Origin of the sequence: Polynucleobacter sp. MWH-CaK5 (assembly GCF_018687615.1) — a bacterium.
GTDB lineage: Bacteria > Pseudomonadota > Gammaproteobacteria > Burkholderiales > Burkholderiaceae > Polynucleobacter.
The window spans coordinates 1,206,733-1,233,682 of record NZ_CP061299.1 but is presented as its reverse complement, the minus strand read 5'-3'; the positions used below and the strand labels follow the sequence as shown (position 1 = coordinate 1,233,682).

The following is a 26,950-nucleotide window of genomic DNA, read 5'->3' as shown; positions in this document are numbered from 1 at the left end:
GTATTAATGACTAAATATCAGGGAGAGATACATGTCTGCTTACAAGGCATTTCACGAGCGTTCAATTAAAGACCCAGAAGGATTTTGGGCAGAACAAGCTAAATTAGTTGAATGGCACAAGCCTTTTGAAAAAGTGTTGGATTACAACAATCCTCCATTTGCTAAGTGGTATGTCGGCGGCAAAATCAATCTTTGCCACAACGCCGTTGACCGTCACCTAAAAGATCGTGGCGATCAACAAGCTTTGATTTCTGTATCAACAGAAACAGATCAAGAAAAAACTTACACATTCAAAGAGCTTCACACTGAAGTGAATCGCATGGCTGCGATTCTTAAAGCGAATGGTGTGGTTAAAGGTGATCGCGTTTTAATTTACATGCCAATGGTTGCCGAAGCTGCCTTTGCGATGTTGGCTTGTGCGCGTCTTGGCGCCATTCACTCTGTGGTGTTCGGTGGCTTTGCTTCTCACAGCTTGGCTTCAAGAATAGATGATGCCAAACCAAAGATGGTGATCTTGGCTGATGCGGGTGCTCGTGGTGGCAAGCCTGTGCCATACAAGCCATTGTTGGATGAAGCGATTACTTTGTCGACACATAAGCCGGAAAAAGTTTTATTGATTGACCGCAAGTTAGTGGAATACAACAAAGTGGCAGGCCGCGATTTGGATTACGCGACTGAGCGCGCCAAGGTGATGGATGCTCAGGTGCCATGCGAATGGGTTGATGCTACTGATCCTTCTTATATTTTGTACACATCAGGAACTACTGGTAAACCTAAAGGTGTGCAACGTGACACCGGTGGTTACGCAGTTGCTTTGGCTTCATCGATGCGCCACATCTATGGTGGTCAACCGGGTGAAGCGATGTTCACAACTTCTGACATTGGTTGGGTGGTTGGACACAGCTACATTATTTATGGCCCATTGCTCAACGGCATGGCAACCATCATGTATGAAGGCACGCCATTGCGTCCTGATGCTGGTATCTGGTGGAACTTGGTTGAGAAGTACAAAGTATCAGTGATGTTCTCTGCGCCAACAGCAGCACGTGTATTGAAAAAACAAGATCCAGCATTTTTATCAAAATATGATCTATCAACTTTGCGCTCTGTGTTCTTGGCAGGTGAGCCATTGGATGAGCCAACTGCTTCATGGTTGCATGGTGCGATCAATAAGCCAATCGTTGATAACTATTGGCAAACTGAAACTGGTTGGCCAATGCTTGCCTTGCAGCGTGGCATTGAAGTGATGCCACACAAGTTTGGTTCACCAGGCGTTCCTGTTTACGGTTACAACATGAAACTTTTGGATGACGCAACAGGTGCTGAACTTGGCGCCGATCAAAAGGGTGTGATCGCGATCGAAGGACCATTGCCTCCAGGATGTATGCAAACTGTTTGGGGTGATGATCAGCGCTTCATCAAGACTTATTGGGAAACTGTGCCAGGCAAGATGGTTTACTCCACCTTTGACTGGGGCATCAAAGACAAAGACGGTTACTTCTTTATCTTGGGACGTACCGATGACGTGATCAACGTGGCCGGCCATCGTCTTGGAACCCGTGAGATCGAAGAAAGTATTTCAAGTCATCCGAACGTGGCTGAAGTAGCTGTGGTGGGTATCGCTGACAAACTCAAAGGTCAGGTAGCGATTGGCTTTGCTATTGCTAAAGACTCAAACAACACTGCCACTTTGGAAGCTGAGATTCTGAAAACAGTGGATTCTCAGTTGGGTGCGGTTGCAAGACCTGCACGCGTGTATGTGGTGGCGGCTTTGCCAAAAACACGTTCTGGCAAGATTGTGCGTCGCGCTCTCCAGGCCGTGGCTGAAGGCCGTGATCCAGGCGACTTGAGCACTTTGGATGATCAAAGTGTTTTGGCTAATATCAAAGCATTGTTCACAGCTGCTTGATAGGCTTGAGAAAGACCTTTTAAAACAGTTGTTAGGGCTACTGAGAAGACAAGCCTTAAATCAATATAAGTTGTTGAAAAATAGGGGATTTATCCCCTATTTTCATTTGTGGCAGATGCGACAAATGGGGTCAAACACCCCCGGTAAGGTATAATTTCTTAGTTAAATTATTAGATACTTGCCCTAGCGCTTAAAGACACATATACCTCCCGAAAATTCTCAGACCGGAGGTGTCTTTTCCGGATGAGGGATGTGTCGGATGGCAGCAGGGCTTTGGAGAATACCTTTGCTGCCACTAATTCCTTCTTTACCCCCAGCAGTTTTGGCTCTTGCCGATGGAACCGTTTTTCCAGGTTACAGCTTTGGCGCCGTTGGGCAATCCGCTGGTGAGGTTGTTTTCAATACAGCTTTGACTGGTTATCAAGAAATCCTCACTGATCCTAGTTACACACGTCAAATCGTGACCTTGACCTATCCACACATTGGTAACGTGGGTGTGAATCAACAAGATTGCGAATCTAGCAAAATCTATGCAGCTGGTTTGATCATCAAAGATCTTTCAATGATCGCTTCAAACTTCCGCTCTGAAAAAACCTTGAGTGATTATTTGGCTGGCGAAAACGTTGTGGGTATCGCTGGCATTGATACGCGTAAATTGACACGCATTCTGCGCGACAAGGGTGCTCAACCGGGCGCCATTGTGACGGGCAAAGTGGGTGACACGATTGCAGCCTTGACTGAAAAAGCATTGGCCGCAGCCAAGAGCTTTCCAGGAATGGCTGGTTTGGATTTGGCGCAAGTGGTGACCACACCTTCGACCTACGAGTGGACTGAAGGCGAGTGGGGTCTGAACGCAGATCACGGTAAACCAGGCTTTAAGAAATTAGAAAAACCACTCAAGCATGTGGTGGCTTATGACTTTGGTGTGAAGCGCAACATCTTGCGCATGCTCACAGAGCGTGGCTGCAAAATCACCGTGGTGCCTGCCAAGACTTCAGCCGCTGATGTATTGGCGATGAATCCGGATGGTGTGTTTTTCTCAAACGGTCCAGGAGATCCTGAGCCATGTGACTACGCTATCGCAGCAGCTAAAACCATCATTGACAAAGGCGTTCCAACATTTGGTATTTGCTTGGGTCATCAAATCATGGGCTTGGCTGCAGGTGCCAAAACTCTCAAAATGAAATTCGGTCATCATGGCGCCAACCATCCTGTTAAAGATTTGGATGAAGGTCGTGTGGTGATCACGTCACAAAACCACGGCTTCGCTGTGGATGCAGCAACATTGCCAGCAAATGTAAGACCGACTCACGTGTCTTTGTTTGATGGTTCATTACAAGGATTGGCTTGGACTGATAAGCCAGCTTTTTGTTTCCAAGGTCACCCAGAGGCATCACCTGGTCCGCATGACATTGCGTACTTGTTTGATCGCTTTATTAAATTGATGTGAGATTGACGAATGCCTAAGCGTACCGACATAAAAAGTATCCTCATTATTGGCGCAGGTCCAATTGTGATTGGACAAGCGTGTGAGTTTGACTACTCAGGCGCGCAAGCTTGTAAAGCATTGCGTTCTGAAGGTTATAAAGTCATTTTGGTGAACAGCAACCCTGCGACCATCATGACGGATCCAGAGATGGCTGATGTGACATACATTGAGCCGATCACTTGGGAAGTGGTTGAGCGCATCATCGCTAAAGAAAAGCCAGACGCGATTTTGCCGACCATGGGTGGTCAAACAGCTTTGAACTGTGCTTTGGATTTGCACAGACATGGCGTTTTAAAGAAATATGGTTGTGAGCTCATCGGCGCTTCACCAGAAGCCATCGATAAAGCTGAAGATCGTCAAAAGTTCAAAGAAGCCATGACCAAGATTGGTCTTGGTTCAGCCAAGTCTGGCATCGCACATTCATTAGAAGAAGCGAACGCTGTTCAACAACAGATCATGGCTGAGACTGGCAGTTCTGGTTACCCTGTGATCATTCGTCCATCTTTCACGATGGGTGGTTCAGGCGGTGGTATCGCTTATAACCGCGAAGAATTTGAAGAGATTTGCAAACGTGGTCTAGATCTTTCTCCAACGCGTGAACTTTTGATTGAAGAGTCACTCTTAGGTTGGAAAGAGTATGAGATGGAAGTGGTGCGTGACCGCAAAGACAACTGCATCATCGTTTGTTCGATTGAAAACTTAGACCCTATGGGCGTGCACACAGGTGATTCAATCACGGTGGCACCTGCTCAAACATTGACCGATCGCGAATACCAAATTTTGCGTAATGCCTCATTGGCTGTGTTGCGTGAGATCGGTGTGGATACTGGTGGCTCAAACGTTCAGTTCTCGATCAACCCAGTTGATGGTCGCATGATCGTGATTGAGATGAACCCACGTGTGTCTCGCTCATCAGCTTTGGCATCAAAAGCCACGGGTTTCCCAATCGCTAAGATTGCGGCTAAATTAGCTGTCGGCTTCACATTGGATGAATTGCAAAACGACATCACTGGTGGCAAAACACCAGCATCGTTTGAGCCATCAATCGATTACGTTGTGACGAAGATTCCTCGCTTTGCCTTTGAAAAATTCCCAGCCGCTGACAAGCGCTTGACCACTCAGATGAAGTCTGTGGGTGAGGTGATGGCGATTGGTAGAACATTCCAAGAATCCTTCCAAAAAGCTTTGCGTGGTCTTGAAGTTGGCGTTGATGGTTTGGATGAGAAATCAACAGACTTGGATGAGATCACTCAAGAAATTCGTGAACCAGGCCCAGACCGTATTTGGTATTTGGGTGATGCATTCCGCATGGGCATGAGCAAAGATGATGCATTCATGCACACGGCGATTGACCCTTGGTTCTTGGCGCAAATCTCAGAGTTGATCGAGATTGAAAAGAAATTAGAAGATCGCCAATTAAAAGATTTGAGCGCGCAAGAATTGCGCTTCGTCAAACAAAAAGGTTTCTCAGACCGTCGTTTGGCCAAACTCTTAAAGACAGATGCCAAAGCAGTTCGTGAAGCACGTCATGCCTTGAAGGTAAGACCTGTTTATAAGCGCGTTGATACGTGTGCGGCAGAGTTCTCAACCAACACGGCCTACATGTACTCTTGCTACGAAGCAGAGCACGGTGAATGTGAGTCACAGCCGACGACCAAAGAGAAGATCATGGTTTTGGGCGGTGGTCCTAACCGCATTGGTCAAGGTATTGAATTTGATTATTGTTGCGTGCACGCCGCTTTGGCGATGCGTGATGATGGTTATGAAACCATCATGGTCAACTGCAATCCAGAAACAGTTTCTACCGACTATGACACGTCTGATCGCTTGTACTTTGAGCCATTGACACTTGAAGATGTATTGGAAATCGTTGCGATTGAAAAACCAAAGGGCGTGATTGTTCAGTATGGTGGTCAAACCCCATTGAAACTAGCGCTTGATTTGGAAGCCAATGGCGTGCCTATCATCGGTACCAGCCCAGACATGATCGACGCTGCTGAAGACCGTGAGCGTTTCCAGAAATTATTGCAAGACTTGGGTCTACGTCAACCGCCAAATAGAACAGCTCGCACAGAGCCAGAGGCTTTGAAATTGGCTGAAGAGATTGGTTACCCATTGGTGGTTCGTCCATCGTATGTTTTGGGTGGTCGTGCCATGGAAATCGTTCACGATGGTCGTGATCTAGAGCGCTACATGCGTGAAGCCGTGAAGGTTTCTCATGACTCTCCAGTGTTGTTAGATAGATTCTTGAACGATGCGATTGAGTGTGATGTGGACTGTATCTCTGATGGTAAGAGAGTCTTCATCGGAGGTGTGATGGAACACATCGAGCAAGCCGGTGTTCACTCAGGTGACTCAGCATGTTCATTGCCGCCGTATTCACTCTCAAAAGAAACCGTTGATGAGATGCGTCGCCAAACTGCGGCGATGGCCAAAGGCCTCAATGTGATTGGCTTGATGAACGTGCAGTTCGCGATTCAGCAAGTGGATGGTAAAGACATCGTTTATGTTCTTGAAGTGAATCCACGTGCTTCTAGAACAGTGCCATATGTATCAAAAGCAACAGGTTTGCAATTGGCAAAGATTGCTGCTCGTTGTATGGCTGGTCAAAGTTTGGATCAGCAGGGCATTGGTGAAGAAGTCATCCCTCCATACTTCTCAGTCAAGGAAGCAGTTTTCCCATTCAATAAATTCCCAGGCGTTGACCCAATTCTTGGACCAGAAATGCGTTCAACTGGTGAAGTCATGGGTGTGGGTAAAACATTTGGTGAAGCCTTGTTTAAGTCACAGTTGGCCGCAAGTACCACTTTGCCTAAATCAGGCACAGTGTTGTTGACAGTCAAAGACAGTGATAAAGCCAAGGCCGTTGAAGTAGCGCAAATGCTTCACGACATGGGTTATTCAATTGTGGCAACACAAGGCACTGCTGATGCGATTGAAAAGGCCGGTGTGCCAGTCAAGCGCGTGAACAAAGTCAAAGATGGTCGTCCACACATTGTGGACATGATCAAAAATGGTGAAATTGAGTTGGTGTTCACCACAGTTGATGAGACCAGAACAGCGATTGCTGATTCAAGATCAATCAGAACAACTGCGCAAGCAAATCGCATCACTTATTACACCACCATCAGTGGTGCTAAGGCAGCGGTTGCTGGTATCAAAGCGATTGATCAGCTTGAGGTTTACGACTTGCAGGGCTTGCACGCCTCTTTATAAGATATCGGCTAAGATATCTTATAAATTAGAAGTAAACTAAAAATAAATACAAAAAACAACAATGACTGGTAGAGAACTACCAGTCATTTGTTATTAGATTAACTAGATTTTGGAAGTAGATTGATGAGTACCATTCCCATTACAAAACATGGCGCTGAATTATTAAAGCAAGAGTTGCAAAACTTGAAGCACGTTGAGCGTCCGTCTGTGATCAATTCAATCTCTGAGGCTCGTGCCCAGGGTGATTTATCTGAAAACGCTGAATACGATGCTGCGAAAGAAAAGCAAGCTTTCATCGAAGGCCGTATTCAAGAGTTGGAAGGCAAGTTAGCAGCAGCACAGATCATTGATCCATCAACATTGGATGTTGAGGGTCGCATTGTTTTTGGCGCTACTGTTGAAATCGAAGATTTAGAAAATGGCAAAAAAGCCACTTACCAAATTGTTGGTGATGACGAGGCGGATTTAGAAGCCAATAAGATTTCTATCAGCTCACCAATTGCCAGAGCACTGATTGGTAAAGAAGAGGGTGATGTGGCGACCTTCTCATCTCCAGGCGGCAGCCGTGAGGTTGAAATTCTGAACGTTAAATACATTTAACTCAGACAATCTCAAATAAACTTCAGGCGACATTCAGATGCACATCACCGCCCAACGTGTCTTTGTTTTTATATTGACTCTGTGGGTGGGTAGCATCATCACAGTGGGTTATATCGTTACTCCCACTTTGTTTGCAACCCTCTCAGATTCTCAAGTGGCTGGCATGGTCGCAGGTGCCTTGTTCCGTGTTGAGGGAATTATCAGCATGATCCTCAGCGTGGGCTTGATTGTGTTTGCTAATTTGTTGGTCAAGCGTGGTTGTGGGCGTTATAAAAATATCCGCTGGTATTTATTGGCCATGTTGGTTTGTTCAGTCATCTCAGCATTTGTTTTGGAGCCGATGATGGACTCCTTGCGTGAGGAAGCCTTGAGTCATGGTTTTCCGGTGATGCTGTCACCATTGGCTCAAGCATTTAGCAGGCTTCATACTTTTGCAAGCATTGTGTATCTGCTGCAGTCTTTGATTGGCTTGGTGCTCTTGTGGCGCTTGAGCAAGCCGATAGACTAAGAGCAAAGTAAGAAAACAAAGTAAAAAATAAGCCGCTGATAACAGCGGCTTATTCATTAGTAGCTTGGAGGCTTAGAGTTAAAAATTAACGGCTGAGCTGTTTCTTTTTAGCGCTGGTCTGACGTGGCTTGGCACGCTTCACTTGACCACCGGCAGCCACACGTTCATTGCCGAGCACAGTGGTGGCCACTGGTTTTGGACGACGTTGTGGGTTGCGTGTGAATTTTTTCACCATCACCACTTTAGGGCCACCAGATTTACCGCGGCGCTTTTCAGTGACTTCTTTTTCTACCTTGGGTCTAAAAAGAACCAATAACTTACCGATGTGTTGAATCGGTGCTGCATTTAATTCATCACACAGTTGGTTGTAGATGGCCACACGGGCTTCGCGATCATCGCCAAAAACGCGAACTTTGATCAAGCCATGGAAATTTAGGCCATTGTTCACTTCTTTGACAACTGCTGGCGTTAAGCCATCAGCACCAATTAAAACAATGGGTTTTAACGCATGAGCGTCTGAGCGGTGTGCCGAACGTTCGGCAGAGGATAATTCAAGTATTGGCATAGAAATTTCTTTGGAAGACCTCAATGATAAGGCATTAAATTGCAAAGTATGGGCTGCCAGACGAAAAAGAGCGGAAAATAGCGAGCTAATGATAAAAAATGAGTGAATCACTCATTGAACATAGAAGTGGAACAGAGTGGCAAAGAACAAATTCAATAAAGACTGGTTGAACGATCATCTGAACGACCCCTACGTCAAAATGGCGCAAAGGGAAGGGTATCGTGCGCGCGCAGCCTATAAGTTAAAAGAAATTGATGAGCAAGACCGTTTGATTGGTCCTGGCATGGTGGTGGTGGACTTGGGCAGTACCCCTGGCAGTTGGTCTCAATACGCCCGTAATCGTTTGGTTGAGTTCGGCAAAAAGAATGCAGACACCCCGGATGGGAAACCTTTTGGGAAGATCATCGCGATTGATATCCTGCCGATGGATGACATTGCTGATGTGACCTTTTTACAAGGTGACTTCCGTGAGGAGACAGTTTTGCGGGAGTTTGAAGCCTTATTGCCAGGCAATCCTGCTGATGGCCCAAGGGTGGACTTGGTTTTATCCGATATGGCTCCCAATTTATCCGGCGTTTCAACGGCTGATGCTGCCCGCATGGGTCATTTGGCTGATTTGGCCTTGGAGTTCTCTCAAGCCCACTTAAAACCCAATGGGGCTTTATTGATCAAGTGTTTCCATGGCAGTGGCTACAGTCAAATTGTTGAATCCTTTAAAAAAGTCTTCAAAATAGTCAGCCCTAGAAAGCCCAAAGCTTCTAGAGATAAATCAGCTGAAACGTTTCTCTTAGGAAAACACCTTAAGTGAGTGTTTGACCTCTGAAAGAAAACCCCTGAAAAAGCCCCCGAAAAAGGCTAAAACCATAACAAATCTATGGGATTTAGCGACTTTTTTAATTAAGCACTTGAAAAGGGGAGGGAGTAGAATCATATTGTGTATAGATATATCCGCCTTAAGGAGGCTTTGTGAACAATAATTTGATGCAGAAAGTTGGTGTGTGGCTCATCGTGGGCCTCGTGCTGTTCACTGTCTTCAAGCAATTCGATAAGCCGCGCGCTCAAGAAAACATCACCTATTCTCAATTCATGGAAGATGCCAAAAATGGCAAAGTGAAGAGAGTGGATGTTCAGGGTCGCAACATCCAAGTGGTTCCAATGGATGGCCAGAAATATTCTGTTGTCAGCCCAGGAGACATCTGGATGGTTGGCGACTTGATGAAATACGGCGTTCAAGTAACCGGTAAAGCAGAAGAAGAGCAAAGTCTTTTGGTATCTGCTTTGTACTACTTGGGCCCAACATTGTTGATCATTGGTTTTTGGTTTTTGATGATGCGCCAAATGCAAGGTGGTGGCAAAGGCGGAGCATTCTCATTTGGTAAATCAAAAGCTCGCTTGATTGATGAAAATACAAATGCTGTCACATTTGCTGATGTGGCTGGATGTGATGAAGCCAAAGAAGAAGTCTTTGAGCTCGTTGATTTCTTAAAAGATCCGACTAAATTCCAAAAGCTGGGTGGCCATATTCCAAGAGGCGTGCTCTTGGTAGGTCCTCCAGGAACAGGTAAAACATTATTAGCAAAAGCCATCGCCGGTGAAGCCAAGGTGCCGTTCTTTGCAATCTCAGGTTCAGACTTCGTTGAGATGTTTGTGGGTGTTGGTGCCGCTCGTGTGCGCGACATGTTTGAGAACGCTAAGAAACAAGCCCCTTGTATCGTCTTCATCGATGAGATCGACGCTGTTGGTCGCCATCGTGGTGCTGGTATGGGCGGCGGTAATGATGAGCGCGAACAAACCTTGAACCAAATGTTGGTTGAGATGGATGGTTTCGAGCCGAACAGCGGCGTGATCGTGATTGCTGCAACCAACCGTTCAGACGTGCTTGATAAAGCTTTATTGCGTCCAGGTCGTTTTGACCGTCAAGTGTATGTTGGCTTGCCTGACATTCGTGGTCGCGAACAGATTCTTAAAGTGCATATGCGCAAGGTGCCTATCAGCACCGACGTTGATGCAGCAGTATTAGCGCGTGGCACACCAGGATTCTCAGGTGCTGACTTGGCCAACTTGGTGAACGAATCAGCCTTGTTTGCAGCGCGTCGCAATAAGCGCACGGTTGACATGCAAGACTTCGAAGATGCGAAAGACAAAATCTTCATGGGTCCTGAGCGCAAGTCTGCAGTGATGCGTGAAGAAGAGCGTCGTAACACGGCTTATCACGAATCAGGCCATGCGGTTGTGGCAAAAGTATTGCCAAAGGCAGACCCTGTTCATAAGGTCAGCATCATGCCGCGCGGTTGGGCATTGGGTGTGACTTGGCAGTTGCCTGAGCATGATCGTGTGAACATGTACAAAGACAAGATGTTGGAAGAGATTTCAATTTTGTTCGGCGGTCGTTTGGCTGAAGAAATTTTCTTGAACTCCAGCAGCACTGGTGCATCGAATGACTTTGAGCGTGCCACCAAAATGGCGCGTGACATGGTCACTCGTTACGGCATGAGTGAAGTACTCGGTACGATGGTTTATGTGGATCCTGATCAGCAAGGTATGTTTGGTCCGGTGAGCTCTAAATCTGTGTCTGAAGCGACCCAGCAAAAAGTAGACGTTGAGATCCGTGCGATTCTTGACAAGCAATACGCTGTGGCCAAGAAGATTCTTGAAGACAATCGTGACAAAGTAGAAGTCATGGTCAAGGCTTTGCTCGAATGGGAAACCATCGATGCAGATCAAGTCAATGACATCATGGCTGGTAAAGATCCACGTCCACCAAAGTACCCACCAAGCGCGCCAAATAATGGCGGCGGCACGGGTGGTTCAACAGTGGTTGCCGAAGGGGGCGCCCCAGCGGCGGCTTAATGGCAAAGCATGACTTAACGCCCGTGGCATGGCGCTGCGGGCGTTTTCTTTTTGACTGGCGCAAACGCACTGCTCCAGTGGTGATGGGCATCCTCAATGTCACACCAGACTCTTTTTCTGATGGTGGGTTGTTTGCTAATCGTGATACAGCACTCAAGCAAGCAGAACGATTGATTGCTGAAGGTGCAGAAATGATTGATGTGGGCGGTGAGTCGAGTCGTCCTGGTTCTGAACCTTTATCTTTGCAAGAAGAATTAGACCGTGTCATGCCTGTCTTAGAAGTTCTTAAAGACGCGCCTGTGGCGATTTCAGTGGACACCTATAAAGCAAAGGTGATGGCAGCAGCGATTAATCTTGGCATTGATTGCATTAATGATATTTGGGCATTCAGACAACCTCATGCGATTGAAGCAATTGCTAAGAGCTCATGTGGTGTGATGCTCATGCACATGCAAAAAGATCCGAGCACCATGCAATTCGATCCACACTATAAAGATGTGGTGGCCGAGGTGAATGGCTTCTTGATGGAGCGATGCGTGGCTTTAGAAGATGAAGGTGTTGATCGCGATCGTTTAGCGATTGACCCAGGATTTGGTTTTGGTAAAACCTTGGAGCACAACATGACCATGTTGGCTCACTTCCAAGCATTCTGCCAACATGGCTTACCGGTGGTTGCTGGGATTTCCAGAAAATCCAGTTTGGGTGCCATCACAGGCAAAGACATGGCTCATCGTCAAACCGCGAGTGTGGCGGCAGCTCTGATGGCTTTAGAGCGTGGTGCCAAGGTATTGAGGGTGCATGATGTTGATCAAACCATGGATGCCGTCAAAATTTGGGTGGTCGCCCAAGAATACTTATAAAATGCATATATGACACGTCAATATTTTGGTACAGATGGTATTCGTGGGGAAGTCGGCAAGTTTCCGATCGTCCCTGACTTTGTGATGCGCTTGGGTTACGCGGCTGGTCAAGTATTGGCTAAAAATGCCGGCACTCATGGCAAGCCCACTGTATTGATTGGTAAAGACACCCGTGTTTCTGGATATTTATTGGAAGCTGCTTTAGAAGCAGGATTCTCTGCAGCTGGTGTGGATGTGATGTTGTGTGGTCCGATGCCAACACCAGCGGTTGCATACTTAACACGCACCTTGCGTTTGTCTGCAGGTGTTGTGATCTCTGCTTCACACAATCCGTATCACGACAACGGAATTAAATTCTTTTCTGCCAATGGTGACAAATTAGATGATGCTGTTGAACTGCAAATTGAAGCTGCTCTCAATGAAGCAATGAACTGTGTTGATTCAGCTCACTTAGGTAAAGCAAAACGTTTGGACGATGCAACTGGTCGTTATATTGAATTTTGTAAGAGCACATTTCCTAATCATTTGAGTCTTCATGGCCTTAAGTTGGTGGTCGACTGTGCCCACGGTGCCGCGTATCACATCGCTCCGCACGTGTTCCACGAGTTAGGCGCTGAAGTTGTTTCGATTGGTATTCATCCTAACGGTAAAAACATCAATGATGGTGTCGGTGCTACTGCACCGAAGGCCTTGATTGAAAAAGTTAAAGAAGAAAAAGCAGATCTAGGCATTGCTTTGGATGGTGATGCTGATCGTCTGCAATTGGTTGATGCTCATGGCAGATTATTCAATGGTGATGAGTTGCTTTATCTGATTGCCAAAGCCAGAAAAGATGCTGGTGAGTCAGTCAAAGGCGTGGTTGGTACTTTGATGACGAATATGGCCGTTGAAAAAGCTATTCAGGCTGAAGGCATTCAATTCGAGCGCGCCAAAGTAGGTGATCGCTACGTGCTTGAGAAGCTAAAAGAAAATAATTGGCAATTAGGTGGTGAAGGCTCTGGGCATCTGATTTGTCTAGACAAGCACACCACAGGTGATGGCATTGTGGCAGCACTGCAAGTGCTATCAGCCATGAAGCAAAATCAAAAAACCTTGGCACAACTCTTAGAGAAGGTGACTTTGTTCCCGCAAAGCTTGATCAATGTGAAATACAAACAAGGCTATGACTGGAAGACTGATGCCAAGATGCAAGAGGCAATCACTCAAGCAGAAAAGAATCTCAATGGCAGCGGCAGAGTGTTGATTCGCCCATCTGGCACTGAGCCTCTACTCAGGGTGATGGTCGAAGCACAAGATGCTCACCAAGCCCAAGAGCAGGCCAAGAGCATTGCTCAAACCATCCCGGTTTAATAGCTAAAACCCCTGCAGCAAAGATACTCAAGGATTTGCTGTCATCAATTTGTCACATAATTCCATTATGATGGAATTATGAAAAATATAGACGCAGTTCAATCCTTCCTAGCTCTTGGTCAAGAATCAAGGCTCAATATCTTCCGCCTAATTGTCCAAAAGGGCGCTGAGGGTGTTACTCCTTCAGAAATCAAAGAGAGCTTGGGTATTCCGGCGGCTACTTTGTCCTTTCATCTCAAAGAACTCTATCAAGCCAATCTTATTTTGGTTGAGCGTCAAAGTAGAAATTTAATCTACCGACCTCATGCAGAGCAGGTGGCCAGTCTCATGGATTTCCTTTTATTCAACTGCTGCGGTGGAAAAGTTTGCGCGCCCACTAAAAAAGATAAAAGTATCAATTAATACAACTGCATTCTTCAATGACTCAAAACATCATGAAAAAATACAACATCCTATTTTTGTGCACGCACAATTCAGCTCGATCAGTTCTGGGTGAGGCGATTGCTTCTACTCATGCCAGTGGTCGCTTTGTAGGCTTCTCTGCAGGCTCAACACCTGGCACCAAGGTCAATCCTTTTGCAGCTGAGCTAGCCAAAGAAATGGGTTACCCAGAAGAAAAATTATCTTCAAAGAGCTGGGATGTTTATGGCAAAGAAGACGCTCCTCAAATGGATTTCATCATCACGGTGTGCGATAACGCAGCCGGTGAAGTTTGCCCATTCTGGCCAGGTAAGCCAGCCACAGCTCACTGGGGCTATCCAGACCCATCACAAGTGCAGGGTACTGATGATGAGAAGAGACGTGCATTCAAAGAAGTCATGGTTGGTCTAAGAAAGCGCATGGATATCTTGGCAGCAATGCCTCTAGAGAAACTGGATGCGATGACCATTCAGTCTGAACTTAAAAAACTTGCTGAAGTTAAGTAAGCAATAACAACACAAATAAAAAATACAAAAAATAATTAATAAACAACAAAAAGAACTAAATTAAAAAGAAAGAAACACCATGGGTTTATTTGAGCGTTACTTAACAGTCTGGGTGGCCTTAGCCATTGTTTTAGGAGTGATCCTTGGTGTGATGATGCCGGGTGTATTCCAAGCCATTGCTGCGATTGAATTTGCCAGCGTTAATTTGGTGGTGGCCGTATTAATTTGGGTCATGATTTATCCAATGATGGTTCAGATTGATTGGTCAGCAGTGAAGGATGTAGGCAAAAAGCCAGCAGGCTTGATGTTGACAATTGTGGTGAACTGGTTGATCAAACCATTCACGATGGCTGCTCTGGGCGTTCTTTTCTTTGAATACATTTTTTCTGGCTGGGTCAGCCCGCAAGATGCTTCTGAATACATCGCAGGAATGATTCTATTGGGTGTGGCCCCTTGTACGGCCATGGTGTTTGTGTGGAGTCAGTTGGTCAAAGGGGATCCTAATTACACCTTGGTACAAGTTTCAGTCAATGACTTGATCATGGTTGTGGCCTTTGCACCGATTGCCGCGTTCTTATTAGGTGTGACCAATGTCACCGTTCCTTGGGAAACCTTGGTTCTATCAACGATTCTTTATGTGGTCTTACCTTTAATCGCTGGCATGATCACGCGCAGTGTCTTGCAAAAAAAATCATCTGATGCAATTACTGCATTTGTGGCTGGTATCAAGCCTGCTTCCATCATTGGTTTGATTTCTACAGTGGTTTTGTTATTTGCTTTTCAGGCGCAGACCATTATTGATAAACCCACTGTGATCATTTTGATTGCGATTCCTTTGATCATTCAAACTTATGGCATTTTCTTTATTGCATATTGGGGTGCCAAATTACTAAAGTTACCCCATCAAGTGGCTGGTCCTGCCTGTTTGATTGGCACCTCTAATTTCTTTGAATTGGCTGTGGCTGTGGCCATATCGCTCTTTGGCTTGAACTCTGGCGCTGCTTTAGCCACCGTAGTGGGGGTTTTGGTTGAGGTGCCCGTGATGTTGAGCCTGGTGGCCTTGGTGAACCGCTGGAACCCTACAAAATAGACATATTTAAGTCATTGATTTTTATAGATAAAAATCAATGACTGGTTTAAGTTAAAAATATTTTTATTGTCACAAAACTTTCATAATTAATCGGTATTGTTCCTCATGACGCGCTGTGCGTCATTGAATGAGGAAAATATATATGAAAGCATTACTAACAAAATCATTGGTTGCAGGCGCAATCACTTTATCAACAGTTACTACAGCTCTTGCAGCAGATATCACTGGTGCCGGCGCTACATTCCCTTACCCAATTTATGCAAAATGGGCTGAGGCTTACAAAGCTAAAACTAAAAATGGTTTGAACTATCAATCGATTGGTTCTTCAGGCGGTATCAAACAGATCAAAGCAAAAACAGTGGACTTTGGCGCATCTGATGCACCGGTTAAGTTTGAAGATCTAGAAAAAGACGGTTTGGTTCAATTCCCAGCGATCATTGGTGGTGTTGTTCCAGTGATCAACGTTGAAGGCATCAAGCCAGGTCAAATTAAAGTGACTGGTGATGTATTGGCTCAGATCTTCATGGGCACCATCTCTAAATGGAGCGATGCCAAGATTGCCGCATTGAACCCAGGCGTTAAGTTGCCAGATGCTAACATCACCGTGGTTCATCGTGCCGATGGTTCAGGTACAACAGCGATCTTCACTGATTATTTGGCAAAGGTGAATGCTGACTGGAAAAAGACCGTTGGTGCAGGTGCTGCCGTTAAATGGCCAGCAGCTTCTTCAATCGGTGGCAAAGGTAACGAAGGTGTTGCTGCAAACGTTAACCGTGTTAAAAATTCAATTGGTTATGTTGAGTATGCATACACCAAGAAAAACAATATGCCTTATTTGAATTTGGTGAACCAAGCTGGTCAAACGGTCAAGCCTGATGATGAAACATTTGCCGCCGCCGCAGCTGGCACAGATTGGTCTAAGGTTCCAGGCATGGGTACATTCATCACCAATGCTCCTGGTGCCAAATCATGGCCAATCACTGGTGCATCATTCATCTTGATGTACAAAGAGCCTGGCAATAAAGCAAATGCTGCAGAAGTATTGAAGTTCTTTGACTTTGCTTTCAAAGAAGGTAAAAAGATGGCTGCTGACTTGGACTACGTGCCAATGCCAGACGCTACAACAGACTTCATTCGTAAGAATGTTTGGACAAAAATCAATACCAAGTAATTGTTATAAAGTTAAAGCCCGGTATCTCGATGCCGGGCTTTAATCATTAATTGGATAGCCTATGAAAACCAGTCAGTCTTCTGACATGTTGACGCCGCAAGCAGAAAAAATTCTGAAAATACAAAAAATTCAGGATTTTGTCTTTCATAAGTCGACATTATTTTTTGCTCTATCAGTGCTTTTTGCATTGGTGGGCATCATCATTTCTTTGATCGTGAATGCTTGGCCGGCACTCAGCACATTTGGCCTTGGATTTTTCTTTACGGTTGAATGGGACATCATCAATGGTCAATTCGGTGGACTGATTGCAGTTTTTGGCACGGTCGTTACTGCATTGATTGCTTTGATCATCGCTGTACCTCTTAGTTTTGGTGTGGCTGTTTTCTTGACTGAAACATGCCCAGCGCCACTGAGAAGGCCGCTCGGAACAGCCGTTGAGTTATTAGCTGCTGTGCCTTCAATCATTTATGGCATGTTTGGTCTATTTATCTTTGCGCCATTATTTGCAGATTATGTTCAGCCTGCATTAGCGGGAACTGTTGGCCAAATTCCAGTCTTAGGTTATTTGTTCTCAGGCGCCTTCAATGGCATTGGTGTTCTCTGCGCAGGATTGATTCTTGCCATGATGGTTTTGCCATTTATTGCATCTGTGATGCGTGACGTGTTTGAAATCGTTCCGCCAGTATTAAAGGAATCTGCGTATGGCATTGGTTGCACCACTTGGGAAGTTGTGAATAAGATTGTTTTGCCTTACACAAAGACAGGTGTGATTGGCGGCATCATGTTGGGTCTTGGTCGCGCTTTGGGTGAGACCATGGCGGTGACATTCGTGATTGGTAATGCGCATAAATTAAGTGCTTCATTGTTCTCTCCTGGTAACTCGATTGCTTCAACATTGGCCAATGAATTTGGTGAAGCGGAACCAGGACTTCATTACTCATCATTATTTGCTTTAGGTCTCGCCTTATTTGCGATTACTTTTGTTGTTCTAGCGATTGCCAAAATCATGTTGGCTCGCATGGAAGCTGCTCAAGGTAAAAAGACATGAACAATAACTCTAACTTTAATCAAGCTATTTATAACAAGCGCCGCCGTTCTAATTGGCTTGGCTTGACCTTGTCAATGGTTGCTATGGCGCTTGGCATGATTTTCTTGTTATGGATCTTGAGCGTTCTCTTCATCAAGGGATTCTCGGCCATCGACTTGAATATGTTCACTCAAAGCACGCCAGCCCCAGGTTCTGAGGGCGGTGGTCTTGCCAACGCAATTGTGGGTAGTTTGTTGATCGTGATCAGTTGTACCTTGATCAGCACCCCAATTGGTGTAATGGCAGGCATTTATCTTTCAGAATACGGTGGCAAAAGTAAGATTGCTTCAATCACTCGTTTTGTGAATGACATCATGTTGTCTGCACCATCGATTGTGATTGGATTGTTTGTTTATGCTGTTTTAGTGGCTCAGGTCAAACACTTCTCAGGATGGGCTGGTACGATTGCTTTGGCTTTGATTGCGATTCCTGTGGTGGTCAGAACCACAGAAAATATGCTGCAGCTAGTGCCTGGTAATTTAAGGGAAGCAGCCTATGCATTGGGTGCTCCAAAATGGAAGGTCGCATTCTCAGTCACGTTAGCAGCTGCTAAGAGCGGTGTGATCACCGGCATCTTGTTGGCGTTGGCTCGCGTCAGTGGAGAAACAGCACCGTTGCTCTTCACGGCCTTAAACAACCAGTTCTTCTCGACCAATATGAATGCGCCAATGGCGAATTTACCAGTGGTTATTTTCCAGTTTGCGATGAGCCCTTATGACAATTGGGTTGATTTGGCGTGGGGCGGTGCATTGCTCATCACGTTTGTTGTTTTAGGTTTGAACATCTTGACCCGTGTGGTCTTTAGAGCAAAAGCCAAAGGCTAAAGATAAATATATTTGATGAAAGTATCAAAGGAAGCAAAATGATTGAAGCAATTAATACAAACCCGGTGGAATTGAAGTACGCCCTCGAAATTAAAAACCTTGATTTCTTCTATGGTTCATTTCAGGGCTTGAAGAACATCAATTTGAATATTGCTGAAAAGCATGTCACAGCATTTATTGGGCCATCAGGTTGCGGTAAATCAACCTTACTCAGAACTTTGAATCGCATGTATGACTTGTACCCTGGTCAACGTGCTGAAGGTGAAATTAACTTCTACGGAAAAAACATCCTTGATCCAAAGCAAGACTTGAACTTGTTGCGTTCACGCATCGGCATGATTTTCCAAAAGCCAACACCATTCCCAATGTCTATTTATGACAATATTGCTTTTGGTGTGAAGCTGTATGAATCTTTATCGCGCGCCGAGATGGATGAGCGTGTTGAATGGTCTCTCACCAAGGCTGCCTTGTGGAATGAAGTCAAAGATAAGCTCACTCAAAGCGGCTTATCTTTGTCAGGCGGACAGCAGCAGCGTTTATGTATTGCTAGAGGCGTGGCCGTTAAACCTTCCATACTTTTGCTTGATGAGCCAACCTCAGCTTTGGACCCAATATCCACAGCGAAAGTAGAGGAATTGGTTCATGAACTTAAAAAAGACTATACGATTGCAATTGTGACTCACAATATGCAACAAGCTGCGCGTGTTTCTGATTTCACGGCCTATATGTACTTGGGTGAAATGATGGAGTTTGGCAAGACGGATGAGCTATTCATCAAGCCAAAACGCAAAGAAACTGAAGATTACATCACCGGTCGTTTTGGTTAAAACAGAATTAGGAGACTTATATGCCAGATAAACATTTATCCTCACAATTTGATGCTGATTTGAATTCAGTGTCTGGAAAACTTCTTGAAATGGGTGGCTTGGTTGAGTCACAAGTTTCAATGGCCATGAAAGCATTTGCTCAGCTAGATGCTGACTTAGCTAATCAAGTGATTTCGCGCGAGCGAGAGGTCAATGATTTTGAAATCATGATTGACTCAGCTTGTACAGAGTTGATTGCTCGTCGCCAACCAACTGCCCGCGATTTACGTTTGGTCATGGCTATTTCGAAAGCCATCACAAATTTAGAGCGTGCTGGAGATGAGGCAGACCGCATTGCTAGAAGAACCAAGCACATCATGGAAGACAGCGCTTCTCACGGTATCAATACTGCTGAGATCAGACTGGCTGGTCAGATGGCTGTTTCTCTATTGCGTCGTAGCTTGGATTGTTTTGCGCGCCTAGATACCAAAGTGGCTGCTGAGGTAGTCAGTGAAGACAAGCAAATTGATGAAGAGTTTCGTGCATTTGTGCGCAAGCTCACCAGCTATATGGCTGAAGACCCAAGAACCATTTCTGTTGGTTTAGACATGTTGTCAATTGCCAAGGCAGTTGAGCGCATTGGAGATCACGCTAAAAATATCGCTGAATTTGTGATCTACATTGTGAAGGGCACTGATGTGAGGCATATTCCTCATGAAGAGTTAACTAAAGAAGCCAATAGCTAATTCATGTCTAGCAGCATTCTTATCGTAGAAGACGAACCCTCGATTGCCGAGTTGATTGCGGTTAACTTGAGCCACGCTGGCTTCTTGCCAGTCAGAGCTTTTCAAACAGAGCATGCCTCTCAATTAATGAAAGAGGTTTTGCCGGATTTGGTGATTCTTGATTGGATGTTGCCAGGACAATCGGGAGTTCAGTTCGCAAAAGAATTGCGCAGTAATGAACGCACCAAAGACATTCCTATCATTTTGTTAACTGCGCGCAGTGATGAGATGGATAAGATTGCTGGTCTAGAGGCGGGTGCTGATGACTATGTCACCAAGCCATTCTCACCAAAAGAGTTGGTGGCACGTGTCCGTGCTGTATTAAGAAGACGTTCTCCGCAGTTGGCTGATGATCTTGTGCAAATCAATCAACTCAAATTAGATCCATCCTCTCGTCGAGTCATGGCCACTCAAGGTGGTGATGAAGTATCGATTGATTTGGGTCCAACCGAATTCAAATTGCTTCACTTTTTAATGACGCATCCTGAGCGGGTTCATTCTCGAGGTCAATTGCTCGATAAAGTTTGGGGTGATCATGTGTTTGTTGAAGAAAGAACTGTCGACGTACACATTAAACGTTTACGTGCGGCCTTAGCGCCTGCTAACTGTCAAAACTTCATTGAAACAGTGCGGGGCAGTGGCTATCGATTGACCAAGAGCCCAGTCAGTTAGTCTCACTACCTGGGCTGCTAAAAGTATCTTTTTCTTTATCATTCAATAGTCTAATCACTCAAGGCTTGTTAAGATTCACCTCATGCTTTCTTTGCGCACCCGTTTAATCACTTTGGCTGTCATTATTTTGACCTTTTCTGGGGTCATAGGTTCAGCATTTTCTGAGCGGGCAGGCTGGATCACGGCAGTTGTTTGTTTGGTCTTGGTTTTGGTCCATCAGTTGTGGCACGCCTCTAAATTATCTGAACTTTTGCTGTCACCCAGTTATGGTGAAGTCCCTGGTGCTTTAGGTATTTGGGGTGAGATTTACTATCGTTTACATAAATTGGTCAAAGGTTGGCGTGATCAGGTCGTAGAAGTTGGTCAGCAACATCAGCGATTTATTCAGGCTATTCAAGCCTCACCTAATGGTGTGGTGATGCTCAATGAGGATGATCAAATTGAATGGTGTAACGCGATTGCAGAGGAGCACTTTGGTTTAAGTGCAAATCGTGATTCGATGCAAAGAATCACTCATATCCTCAGAAAGCCAACATTTGTGCAATACATCGTCAGGCAGAATTATCGTGACCCAGTCAGACTCACAAGCATGGGCATGTTTGAGCAATTCACCTTGGATGTTCAGATTTTTCCCTACGGCGACAAACAAAAGTTAATCCTCTCTCAAGATGTTTCTCAGTTAGAGAAAACTGATGCTATGCGCCGAGACTTTGTCGCTAACGTCTCTCATGAGCTCAAAACCCCGCTGACAGTTTTGATGGGGTTTTTAGAGACATTAACAGAGCTTGATTTAAGCAAAGAAGATCAACGACGTTACTTAGATTTGATGGCCATGCAATCCGGTCAAATGAAAACCCTCGTAGAAGATTTATTGACCTTGGCAAAGTTGGAAGGTAATCCAGAGCCGCCTGTGTCTCAGGTCGTCAATATGTCAGACATGATGGCGCAATTGAAGTTGGAAGCTGAAGGTCTTTCTAAAGGCAAACACACCTTTAAATTTGAGCATTCTTCTACCAAAAACATCACAGGTGATGAGCTTGAGTTGCACTCAGCGTTTGGCAACCTTCTTTCTAATGCGGTTCGTTACACGCCTGAAGGTGGAACAATCACAGTCACTTGGAAAGATGTTGGCGATGATGCAGAGTTGATGGTCAGTGATACTGGTCAAGGTATTGCAGCTGAGCATATTCCTCGATTAACGGAGCGTTTTTATCGAGTTGATCGCAGCAGGTCCAGAGATACTGGTGGAACTGGATTGGGCATGGCGATTGTGAACCACGTGATCATCCGCCATCAGGGTGAGCTCAAGATTCAATCCACGGTTGGTGTAGGCAGTCAGTTCAGCTTGGTATTCCCAAAACAAAGAATCGTATAGATTGAATCAATCAGGGTTGAACCCCAAACCCTTGATAATGCGAGGGTGTGGGGTGTTTTTGCGATGGCTTGGGCCGAATTTTAAAGCTCAACCAACCCTCAGAATTTGCCAACAAACTGCCCATGGGTTACAATATTGGTCTTAGTCGGAGTGTGGCGCAGTCTGGTAGCGCACCTGGTTTGGGACCAGGGGGTCCAAGGTTCGAATCCTTGTACTCCGACCACTTTCAATTCGCATCACTCGATGCACCATCCTCAAAAAATTCTTCAAAGCATCTTTTAGATATTGTCATCAATGTTTGATGTCTCTTCGCTTGATTTGCTGCGTAGCAGCACAGTTATATAAAGACTTTAATCAAAAATTGTCTAATAATTGACCTAGACGTAAGGCTAATAACAGATTAGTTTTGTCTAATATTTTTTATAAAGATTTCAATAATTAAATATGTCATTTGTAGAAGATTCACAGATTAACTTTGCCAGCTTTCCGACTGATCAGCTTATTGAGTTGAGTTATGTCAGTCAGTCTACCAATGACATGGGTATTCTCGGTTTGATGAACTTGCTTGAAGATGCTGTTCATAAAAACAAACGCAATGGCATCACAGGTGTTCTGTTCTATGACAACCGCATCTTTGGTCAAATCATTGAAGGCTATCCTCAGCACGTTGAACTAATCTGGAAAGCTATTTCTGCAGACCCTCGCCACAAAGAACTTCAAGTGCTAGATATCAATCCATTGCAAAAGCGACGCTTCACTAATTGGTCAATGAAGTTCTATGGCTCAGAAGAAATCAGCCAGTACGTGCCAGAGCTAAAAATGGGTTTAAAAGATGGTTCTGCGACTTTGCCAAGTGAGTTACTCACCTTGATGAGATCAGTCAGCAATCAAACTGATGATGCCAAAAATCAAGATCAAGCCATCTAGCTAAATCAATCAAGGAAATTCTTGATTCGATTGAGTCTAACTGAATCAATTTCACTCAAAAAATCTAAAATTTTCTCAGGTGGACGGCACAAAGCCCCTTGATTGCCATTGATAGCAATAGGGCGGTTCATCAAAATCGGGTGTTGCAGCATGAACCCAATGAGATCTTCATCACTCCACTTTGGATTACCCAAGTCTAATTCTTCAAAAGGGGTTCCCTTTTGGCGCAAGATGTCTCTAACAGAGCCACCTGTGGCTTTGACGATGTGACGCAATTCAGCTTCTGAGGGAGGAGTGGTCAAATACAAAACTACTTGATGGGGCTCGCCAGAGTTCTCAAGGATTTCTAGGGCATTACGAGAGGTTTTGCACTTTGTGTTGTGGTACAGGGTGATCATGGCCAAACTCTTATAAGTAGATGAATTCTCATGATTATCGTATATGAGCCAGGTCTTTTAGACCTCCGCTATAATCTAGCTCTTATCAAAGACTGCCCATAGCTCAGCTGGATAGAGCACCGCCCTTCTAAGGCGTAGGTCGCACGTTCGAATCGTGCTGGGCAGGCCAACTCAACTAACTAATTCAAGTTTGTTAATTCAAAATAACTGATTAAATCCCTGGTGTTAATCAGTTGTATGAATATATTGATTTATCATTTGAGACTTCAAGTCATCGAGATAAATTAAATATGGCGAACCTTCCTTCGTTGCGACAATTGAAATATTTAACTGCCATTGCTCAGCATCTTAATTTCACAAAAGCAGCTGAATTATGTTTTGTGAGTCAATCAACCCTTAGTACAGGCCTAAAGGAGCTTGAGCAATCATTGGGTGCTCAATTGATTGAGCGCGATCGGCAGAATGTTTCTGTTACTCCAATTGGCAAAGAGGTGGTAGAGCGTGCCATCAAGTTATTGGCGGGTGCTGAAGATTTAGTTCAATACAGTCAGAATTCAGGTCTTGCTATGACCGGAACCATTAGGCTTGGAATCATTCCAACCATTGCACCTTTCTTATTACCCAAGGTTTTGCCTGCCATACGCCTTCAATATGAAAATCTACAAATTACCTTAAGAGAGGATTTGACAGCGAACTTATTGCAACGAGTGGTGAGTCATCAGCTTGATTTTGCTTTGATCGCTTTGCCTTATCCAACTGAAGGTCTGCTGGTCAAAGAATTATTCTCGGATGAGTTTTGGTTGGTGGCTCATGCTGATGAACCTGCACTCAAGATGTCTGAAGTGAAAGTTCCTGCTGCATTATCAGAGAAGGTTCTATTGTTGGAAGAAGGGCATTGCCTAAGAGATCATAGTTTGAAGGCTTGTCGTCAAAAGGAGGTTGCAAATAATTATGGTGTTGAAGCAACGAGCCTATTAACTTTAGTTCAGATGGTTGAGGCTGGATTGGGCGTTGCTTTGCTACCGGAAATGGCAATAAAAAGTGGCATCCTAGATGGAACAACTTTATTGGCAAGGCCTCTAGCGCCTCCTGCGCCTAAGCGCCGTATTTGTTTGGTGGCTCGTCAAACAACGGCCAGAATTGATGAGTTCATGGCCATTGCTGAAATCATCACCACACAGCATTTGCAGGTGGGTAAGCGTCGTTCTAGTAAAGCAAAGTCTTTGCATAAGACTTCAAAATAATTCCCTATCGATTTTGTAAAAAATAAGGGTTGGAATAACTATTCCAACCCTTATTTCATTTCAGATAAGTGTTAAGCTAAATCAAAGCGATCAGCATTCATAACTTTGACCCAAGCCTTGACGAAGTCTTTGACAAATTTCTCTTTAGCATCGTCTTGTGCATAAACTTCTGCATAAGAGCGAAGAATCGAGTTAGAGCCAAAAACAAGATCGACTCGACTTGCTGTCCACTTAACTTCGCCTGATTTGCGATCACGGATTTCATACACATTTTTACTTACTGGTTTCCATGTGTATTTCATATCTGTTAAATGAACAAAAAAGTCATTACTAAGAACGCCTACTTTGTCTGTGAACACCCCATGTTTTGAACCACCATGGTTAGTGCCTAAGACGCGCATGCCGCCTACCAAAACAGTCATTTCGTGTGCGGTTAAACCCATTAACTGCGTACGATCCAACATGAGTTCTTCAGCAGATACAACATAGTCCTTCTTCACCCAATTGCGATAGCCGTCATGGATTGGCTCAAGCACTGCAAATGACTCTGCATCTGTCATTTCTTGAGTGGCATCCCCACGTCCTGGGCTGAATGGCACGGTGATCTGAACACCTGCAGCTTGGGCTGATTTCTCAACCGCAGCAGTACCAGCAAGAACAACTAAATCAGCCATGCTGACAGGCTTACCAAATTCCTTTTGTACTTTCTCAAGTACAGCAAGAACTTTTTGGAGTCTGGCAGGTTCGTTGCCTTCCCAATCCTTTTGAGGAGCCAAACGGATGCGAGCACCATTGGCACCGCCACGCATGTCTGAGCCTCTGAAAGTTCTGGCGCTGTCCCACGCTGTTGCAACCAACTCAGAGATACTCAAGCCACTGCTTAAAATCTTGGCTTTCAATTCAGAGATTTCTGCATCACTTAATTGATGAGTGGCCTTTGGCACTGGATCTTGCCAAATAAGATCTTCTTTAGGCACATCTGCGCCCAAATAGCGAGTCTTAGGTCCCAAATCACGGTGTGTCAATTTGAACCAAGCGCGCGCGAACACTTCTGAGAAGTAGTCTGGGTCTTTGTAAAAGCGCTCAGAAATTTCACGATAAATCGGATCTTTCACCATCGCCATGTCTGCATCAGTCATGATTGGGTTATAGCGAATAGAAGGATCTTCAACATCCACTGGTTTATCTTCTTCCTTGATGTTGATTGGTTCCCACTGCCAAGCTCCAGCTGGGCTCTTCTTTAATTCCCAATCGTAAGTAAAGAGAAGGTAAAAGTATCCGTTATCCCATTTTGTAGGATGTGTGGTCCATGCGCCTTCAATACCGCTTGTAACAGTATCTCGACCCACGCCACGACCGGTTTTGTTCAACCAACCAAGACCTTGTGCATCAACGTCTTCTGCTTCTGGATTAGGGCCTAGATTTTTAGCGCTGCCATTGCCGTGACATTTACCCACGGTGTGACCACCGGCAGTCAATGCCACAGTCTCTTCATCATTCATGGCCATGCGTGCAAAGGTCAAACGTACATCACGTGCTGTTTTTAATGGATCAGGCTTGCCATCCACGCCTTCTGGGTTGACGTAGATAAGACCCATTTGAACGGCAGCAAGAGGATTGTCTAAAGCAGTTGCCTCATCAGAGCCTTGACGTTCAGAATTCTTAGCCAACCATTCTTTTTCTGAACCCCAATAAATGTCTTTTTCTGGGTTCCAGATATCAGCGCGACCACCTGCGAAGCCGTAGACTTTTAAGCCCATAGATTCATAGGCCACATTGCCGGCCAAGATCATGAGGTCAGCCCATGAAATCTTGTTGCCATACTTTTTCTTGATTGGCCATAACAAGCGACGTGCCTTGTCTAGGTTGGCATTGTCCGGCCAAGAGTTCAAGGGCGCAAAACGTTGATTGCCTGTGCCTGCACCGCCGCGACCATCAGCAATACGGTATGAGCCAGCAGCATGCCAAGCCATACGAATCATAAGGCCACCATAGTGACCCCAGTCGGCTGGCCACCATTCTTGGCTATCTGTCATAAGAGCTTTCAAGTCTTTTTTAACTGCTTCAAGATCTAGAGACTTGAACTCTTTAGCGTAATCAAAATCTTCACCCAATGGGTTGGTTTTGGTGTCGTGCTGATGCAGGATGTCTAGATTGAGAGCGTTGGGCCACCAATCCATGTTTGAAGTACCAGTAGCTGTATTGCCACCGTGCATCACTGGGCATTGGCCCCCTGAAGAATGTTTCTTTTGTTCCATGTTGAACTCCTTTGTGTTGTGGTGAATTAGAAAGAATGAG

General features: G+C 45.1%; 24 protein-coding genes and 2 tRNA genes. 23 read left to right on the top strand and 3 right to left on the bottom strand.

Annotated elements, in window-relative coordinates; genetic code table 11:
* Positions 1-31 precede the first annotated feature (31 nt).
* The 5 genes from GQ367_RS06205 (at position 32) to GQ367_RS06185 (ending at position 7,722) form a co-directional block, all read left to right on the top strand.
* Complete coding sequence (locus GQ367_RS06205) at positions 32-1,909, top strand: propionate--CoA ligase (RefSeq protein ID WP_215289985.1); 1,878 nt, start codon at positions 32-34, stop codon at positions 1,907-1,909.
* Positions 1,910-2,168: 259 nt separating this feature from the next.
* Complete coding sequence (gene carA / locus GQ367_RS06200; RefSeq protein ID WP_215289983.1) at positions 2,169-3,359, top strand: glutamine-hydrolyzing carbamoyl-phosphate synthase small subunit; 1,191 nt, start codon at positions 2,169-2,171, stop codon at positions 3,357-3,359.
* A 9-nt stretch (positions 3,360-3,368) separates the two neighbouring features.
* Complete coding sequence (gene carB, locus GQ367_RS06195) at positions 3,369-6,614, top strand: carbamoyl-phosphate synthase large subunit (RefSeq protein ID WP_215289982.1); 3,246 nt, start codon at positions 3,369-3,371, stop codon at positions 6,612-6,614.
* 123 nt (positions 6,615-6,737) lie between these two features.
* Entirely contained in the window at positions 6,738-7,214 is a 477-nt protein-coding gene (greA, locus tag GQ367_RS06190) for a transcription elongation factor GreA (protein WP_215289975.1), read from the top strand.
* A 37-nt stretch (positions 7,215-7,251) separates the two neighbouring features.
* Entirely contained in the window at positions 7,252-7,722 is a 471-nt protein-coding gene (locus tag GQ367_RS06185; protein WP_215289973.1) for a DUF4149 domain-containing protein, read from the top strand.
* An 85-nt stretch (positions 7,723-7,807) separates the two neighbouring features.
* Here the strand turns inward: GQ367_RS06185 and GQ367_RS06180 are convergent, their stop codons facing one another.
* Complete coding sequence (locus GQ367_RS06180) at positions 7,808-8,287, bottom strand: YhbY family RNA-binding protein (protein WP_089516269.1); 480 nt, start codon at positions 8,285-8,287, stop codon at positions 7,808-7,810.
* A 136-nt stretch (positions 8,288-8,423) separates the two neighbouring features.
* Between GQ367_RS06180 and GQ367_RS06175 the strand changes: the two genes are divergently transcribed.
* The 16 genes from GQ367_RS06175 to GQ367_RS06100 all read left to right on the top strand — a co-directional run bounded on the left by GQ367_RS06175 (position 8,424) and on the right by GQ367_RS06100 (position 23,010).
* Positions 8,424-9,095, top strand: a complete 672-nt coding sequence (locus tag GQ367_RS06175; RefSeq protein WP_215289971.1) for an RlmE family RNA methyltransferase — start codon at positions 8,424-8,426, stop codon at positions 9,093-9,095.
* Positions 9,096-9,253: 158 nt separating this feature from the next.
* Positions 9,254-11,137, top strand: a complete 1,884-nt coding sequence (gene ftsH / locus GQ367_RS06170; protein WP_215289969.1) for an ATP-dependent zinc metalloprotease FtsH — start codon at positions 9,254-9,256, stop codon at positions 11,135-11,137.
* Positions 11,137-11,997: a dihydropteroate synthase gene (gene folP / locus GQ367_RS06165; RefSeq protein WP_215289967.1), complete on the top strand. Its 861-nt coding sequence runs from the start codon at positions 11,137-11,139 to the stop codon at positions 11,995-11,997. Before ftsH ends, folP begins: the two co-directional genes overlap by 1 nt.
* A gap of 9 nt (positions 11,998-12,006) precedes the next feature.
* A complete protein-coding gene (glmM, locus tag GQ367_RS06160; protein ID WP_215289965.1) occupies positions 12,007-13,347 on the top strand; it encodes a phosphoglucosamine mutase in 1,341 nt (446 codons plus the stop codon).
* Positions 13,348-13,425: 78 nt separating this feature from the next.
* Positions 13,426-13,749, top strand: a complete 324-nt coding sequence (locus tag GQ367_RS06155; protein ID WP_215289963.1) for a helix-turn-helix transcriptional regulator — start codon at positions 13,426-13,428, stop codon at positions 13,747-13,749.
* A 17-nt stretch (positions 13,750-13,766) separates the two neighbouring features.
* On the top strand, positions 13,767-14,273 hold the full coding sequence (locus GQ367_RS06150; protein WP_215289961.1) for an arsenate reductase ArsC: 507 nt from the start codon (positions 13,767-13,769) through the stop codon (positions 14,271-14,273).
* Between the two features lie 79 nt (positions 14,274-14,352).
* On the top strand, positions 14,353-15,363 hold the full coding sequence (gene arsB, locus GQ367_RS06145) for an ACR3 family arsenite efflux transporter (protein WP_215289960.1): 1,011 nt from the start codon (positions 14,353-14,355) through the stop codon (positions 15,361-15,363).
* 142 nt (positions 15,364-15,505) lie between these two features.
* The gene (gene pstS, locus GQ367_RS06140) at positions 15,506-16,534 is read left to right on the top strand and encodes a phosphate ABC transporter substrate-binding protein PstS (RefSeq protein ID WP_251370136.1); all 1,029 of its coding nucleotides are present in this window, start codon (positions 15,506-15,508) and stop codon (positions 16,532-16,534) included.
* A 61-nt stretch (positions 16,535-16,595) separates the two neighbouring features.
* Complete coding sequence (gene pstC / locus GQ367_RS06135) at positions 16,596-17,582, top strand: phosphate ABC transporter permease subunit PstC (RefSeq protein ID WP_215289956.1); 987 nt, start codon at positions 16,596-16,598, stop codon at positions 17,580-17,582.
* Positions 17,579-18,445: a phosphate ABC transporter permease PstA gene (gene pstA, locus GQ367_RS06130; protein ID WP_215289954.1), complete on the top strand. Its 867-nt coding sequence runs from the start codon at positions 17,579-17,581 to the stop codon at positions 18,443-18,445. Before pstC ends, pstA begins: the two co-directional genes overlap by 4 nt.
* Before the next feature lie 38 nt (positions 18,446-18,483).
* Positions 18,484-19,272, top strand: coding sequence for a phosphate ABC transporter ATP-binding protein PstB (gene pstB, locus GQ367_RS06125; RefSeq protein ID WP_215289952.1), 789 nt, complete (start codon positions 18,484-18,486; stop codon positions 19,270-19,272).
* Positions 19,273-19,292: 20 nt separating this feature from the next.
* A complete protein-coding gene (gene phoU, locus GQ367_RS06120) occupies positions 19,293-19,997 on the top strand; it encodes a phosphate signaling complex protein PhoU (protein WP_215289950.1) in 705 nt (234 codons plus the stop codon).
* Positions 19,998-20,000: 3 nt separating this feature from the next.
* Positions 20,001-20,708 (top strand): phosphate regulon transcriptional regulator PhoB, encoded by a 708-nt coding sequence (gene phoB, locus GQ367_RS06115; RefSeq protein ID WP_215289928.1) that lies wholly within the window; start codon positions 20,001-20,003, stop codon positions 20,706-20,708.
* An 82-nt stretch (positions 20,709-20,790) separates the two neighbouring features.
* Entirely contained in the window at positions 20,791-22,083 is a 1,293-nt protein-coding gene (gene phoR, locus GQ367_RS06110) for a phosphate regulon sensor histidine kinase PhoR (protein WP_215289925.1), read from the top strand.
* 146 nt (positions 22,084-22,229) lie between these two features.
* A tRNA-Pro gene (locus tag GQ367_RS06105) sits at positions 22,230-22,306 on the top strand.
* 221 nt (positions 22,307-22,527) lie between these two features.
* Positions 22,528-23,010 (top strand): BLUF domain-containing protein, encoded by a 483-nt coding sequence (locus GQ367_RS06100; protein ID WP_215289923.1) that lies wholly within the window; start codon positions 22,528-22,530, stop codon positions 23,008-23,010.
* A 5-nt stretch (positions 23,011-23,015) separates the two neighbouring features.
* Here the strand turns inward: GQ367_RS06100 and arsC are convergent, their stop codons facing one another.
* Positions 23,016-23,408 (bottom strand): arsenate reductase (glutaredoxin), encoded by a 393-nt coding sequence (gene arsC / locus GQ367_RS06095; protein WP_215289921.1) that lies wholly within the window; start codon positions 23,406-23,408, stop codon positions 23,016-23,018.
* A 92-nt stretch (positions 23,409-23,500) separates the two neighbouring features.
* Between arsC and GQ367_RS06090 the strand changes: the two genes are divergently transcribed.
* Together GQ367_RS06090 and GQ367_RS06085 are read left to right on the top strand one after the other, a co-directional pair.
* Positions 23,501-23,577 (top strand) — tRNA-Arg (locus GQ367_RS06090).
* A 121-nt stretch (positions 23,578-23,698) separates the two neighbouring features.
* Complete coding sequence (locus GQ367_RS06085; protein WP_215289919.1) at positions 23,699-24,652, top strand: hydrogen peroxide-inducible genes activator; 954 nt, start codon at positions 23,699-23,701, stop codon at positions 24,650-24,652.
* A gap of 71 nt (positions 24,653-24,723) precedes the next feature.
* On the opposite strand, the gene katG is transcribed toward GQ367_RS06085, so the two are convergent.
* Entirely contained in the window at positions 24,724-26,910 is a 2,187-nt protein-coding gene (gene katG / locus GQ367_RS06080; RefSeq protein WP_215289917.1) for a catalase/peroxidase HPI, read from the bottom strand.
* Positions 26,911-26,950: the final 40 nt, after the last annotated feature.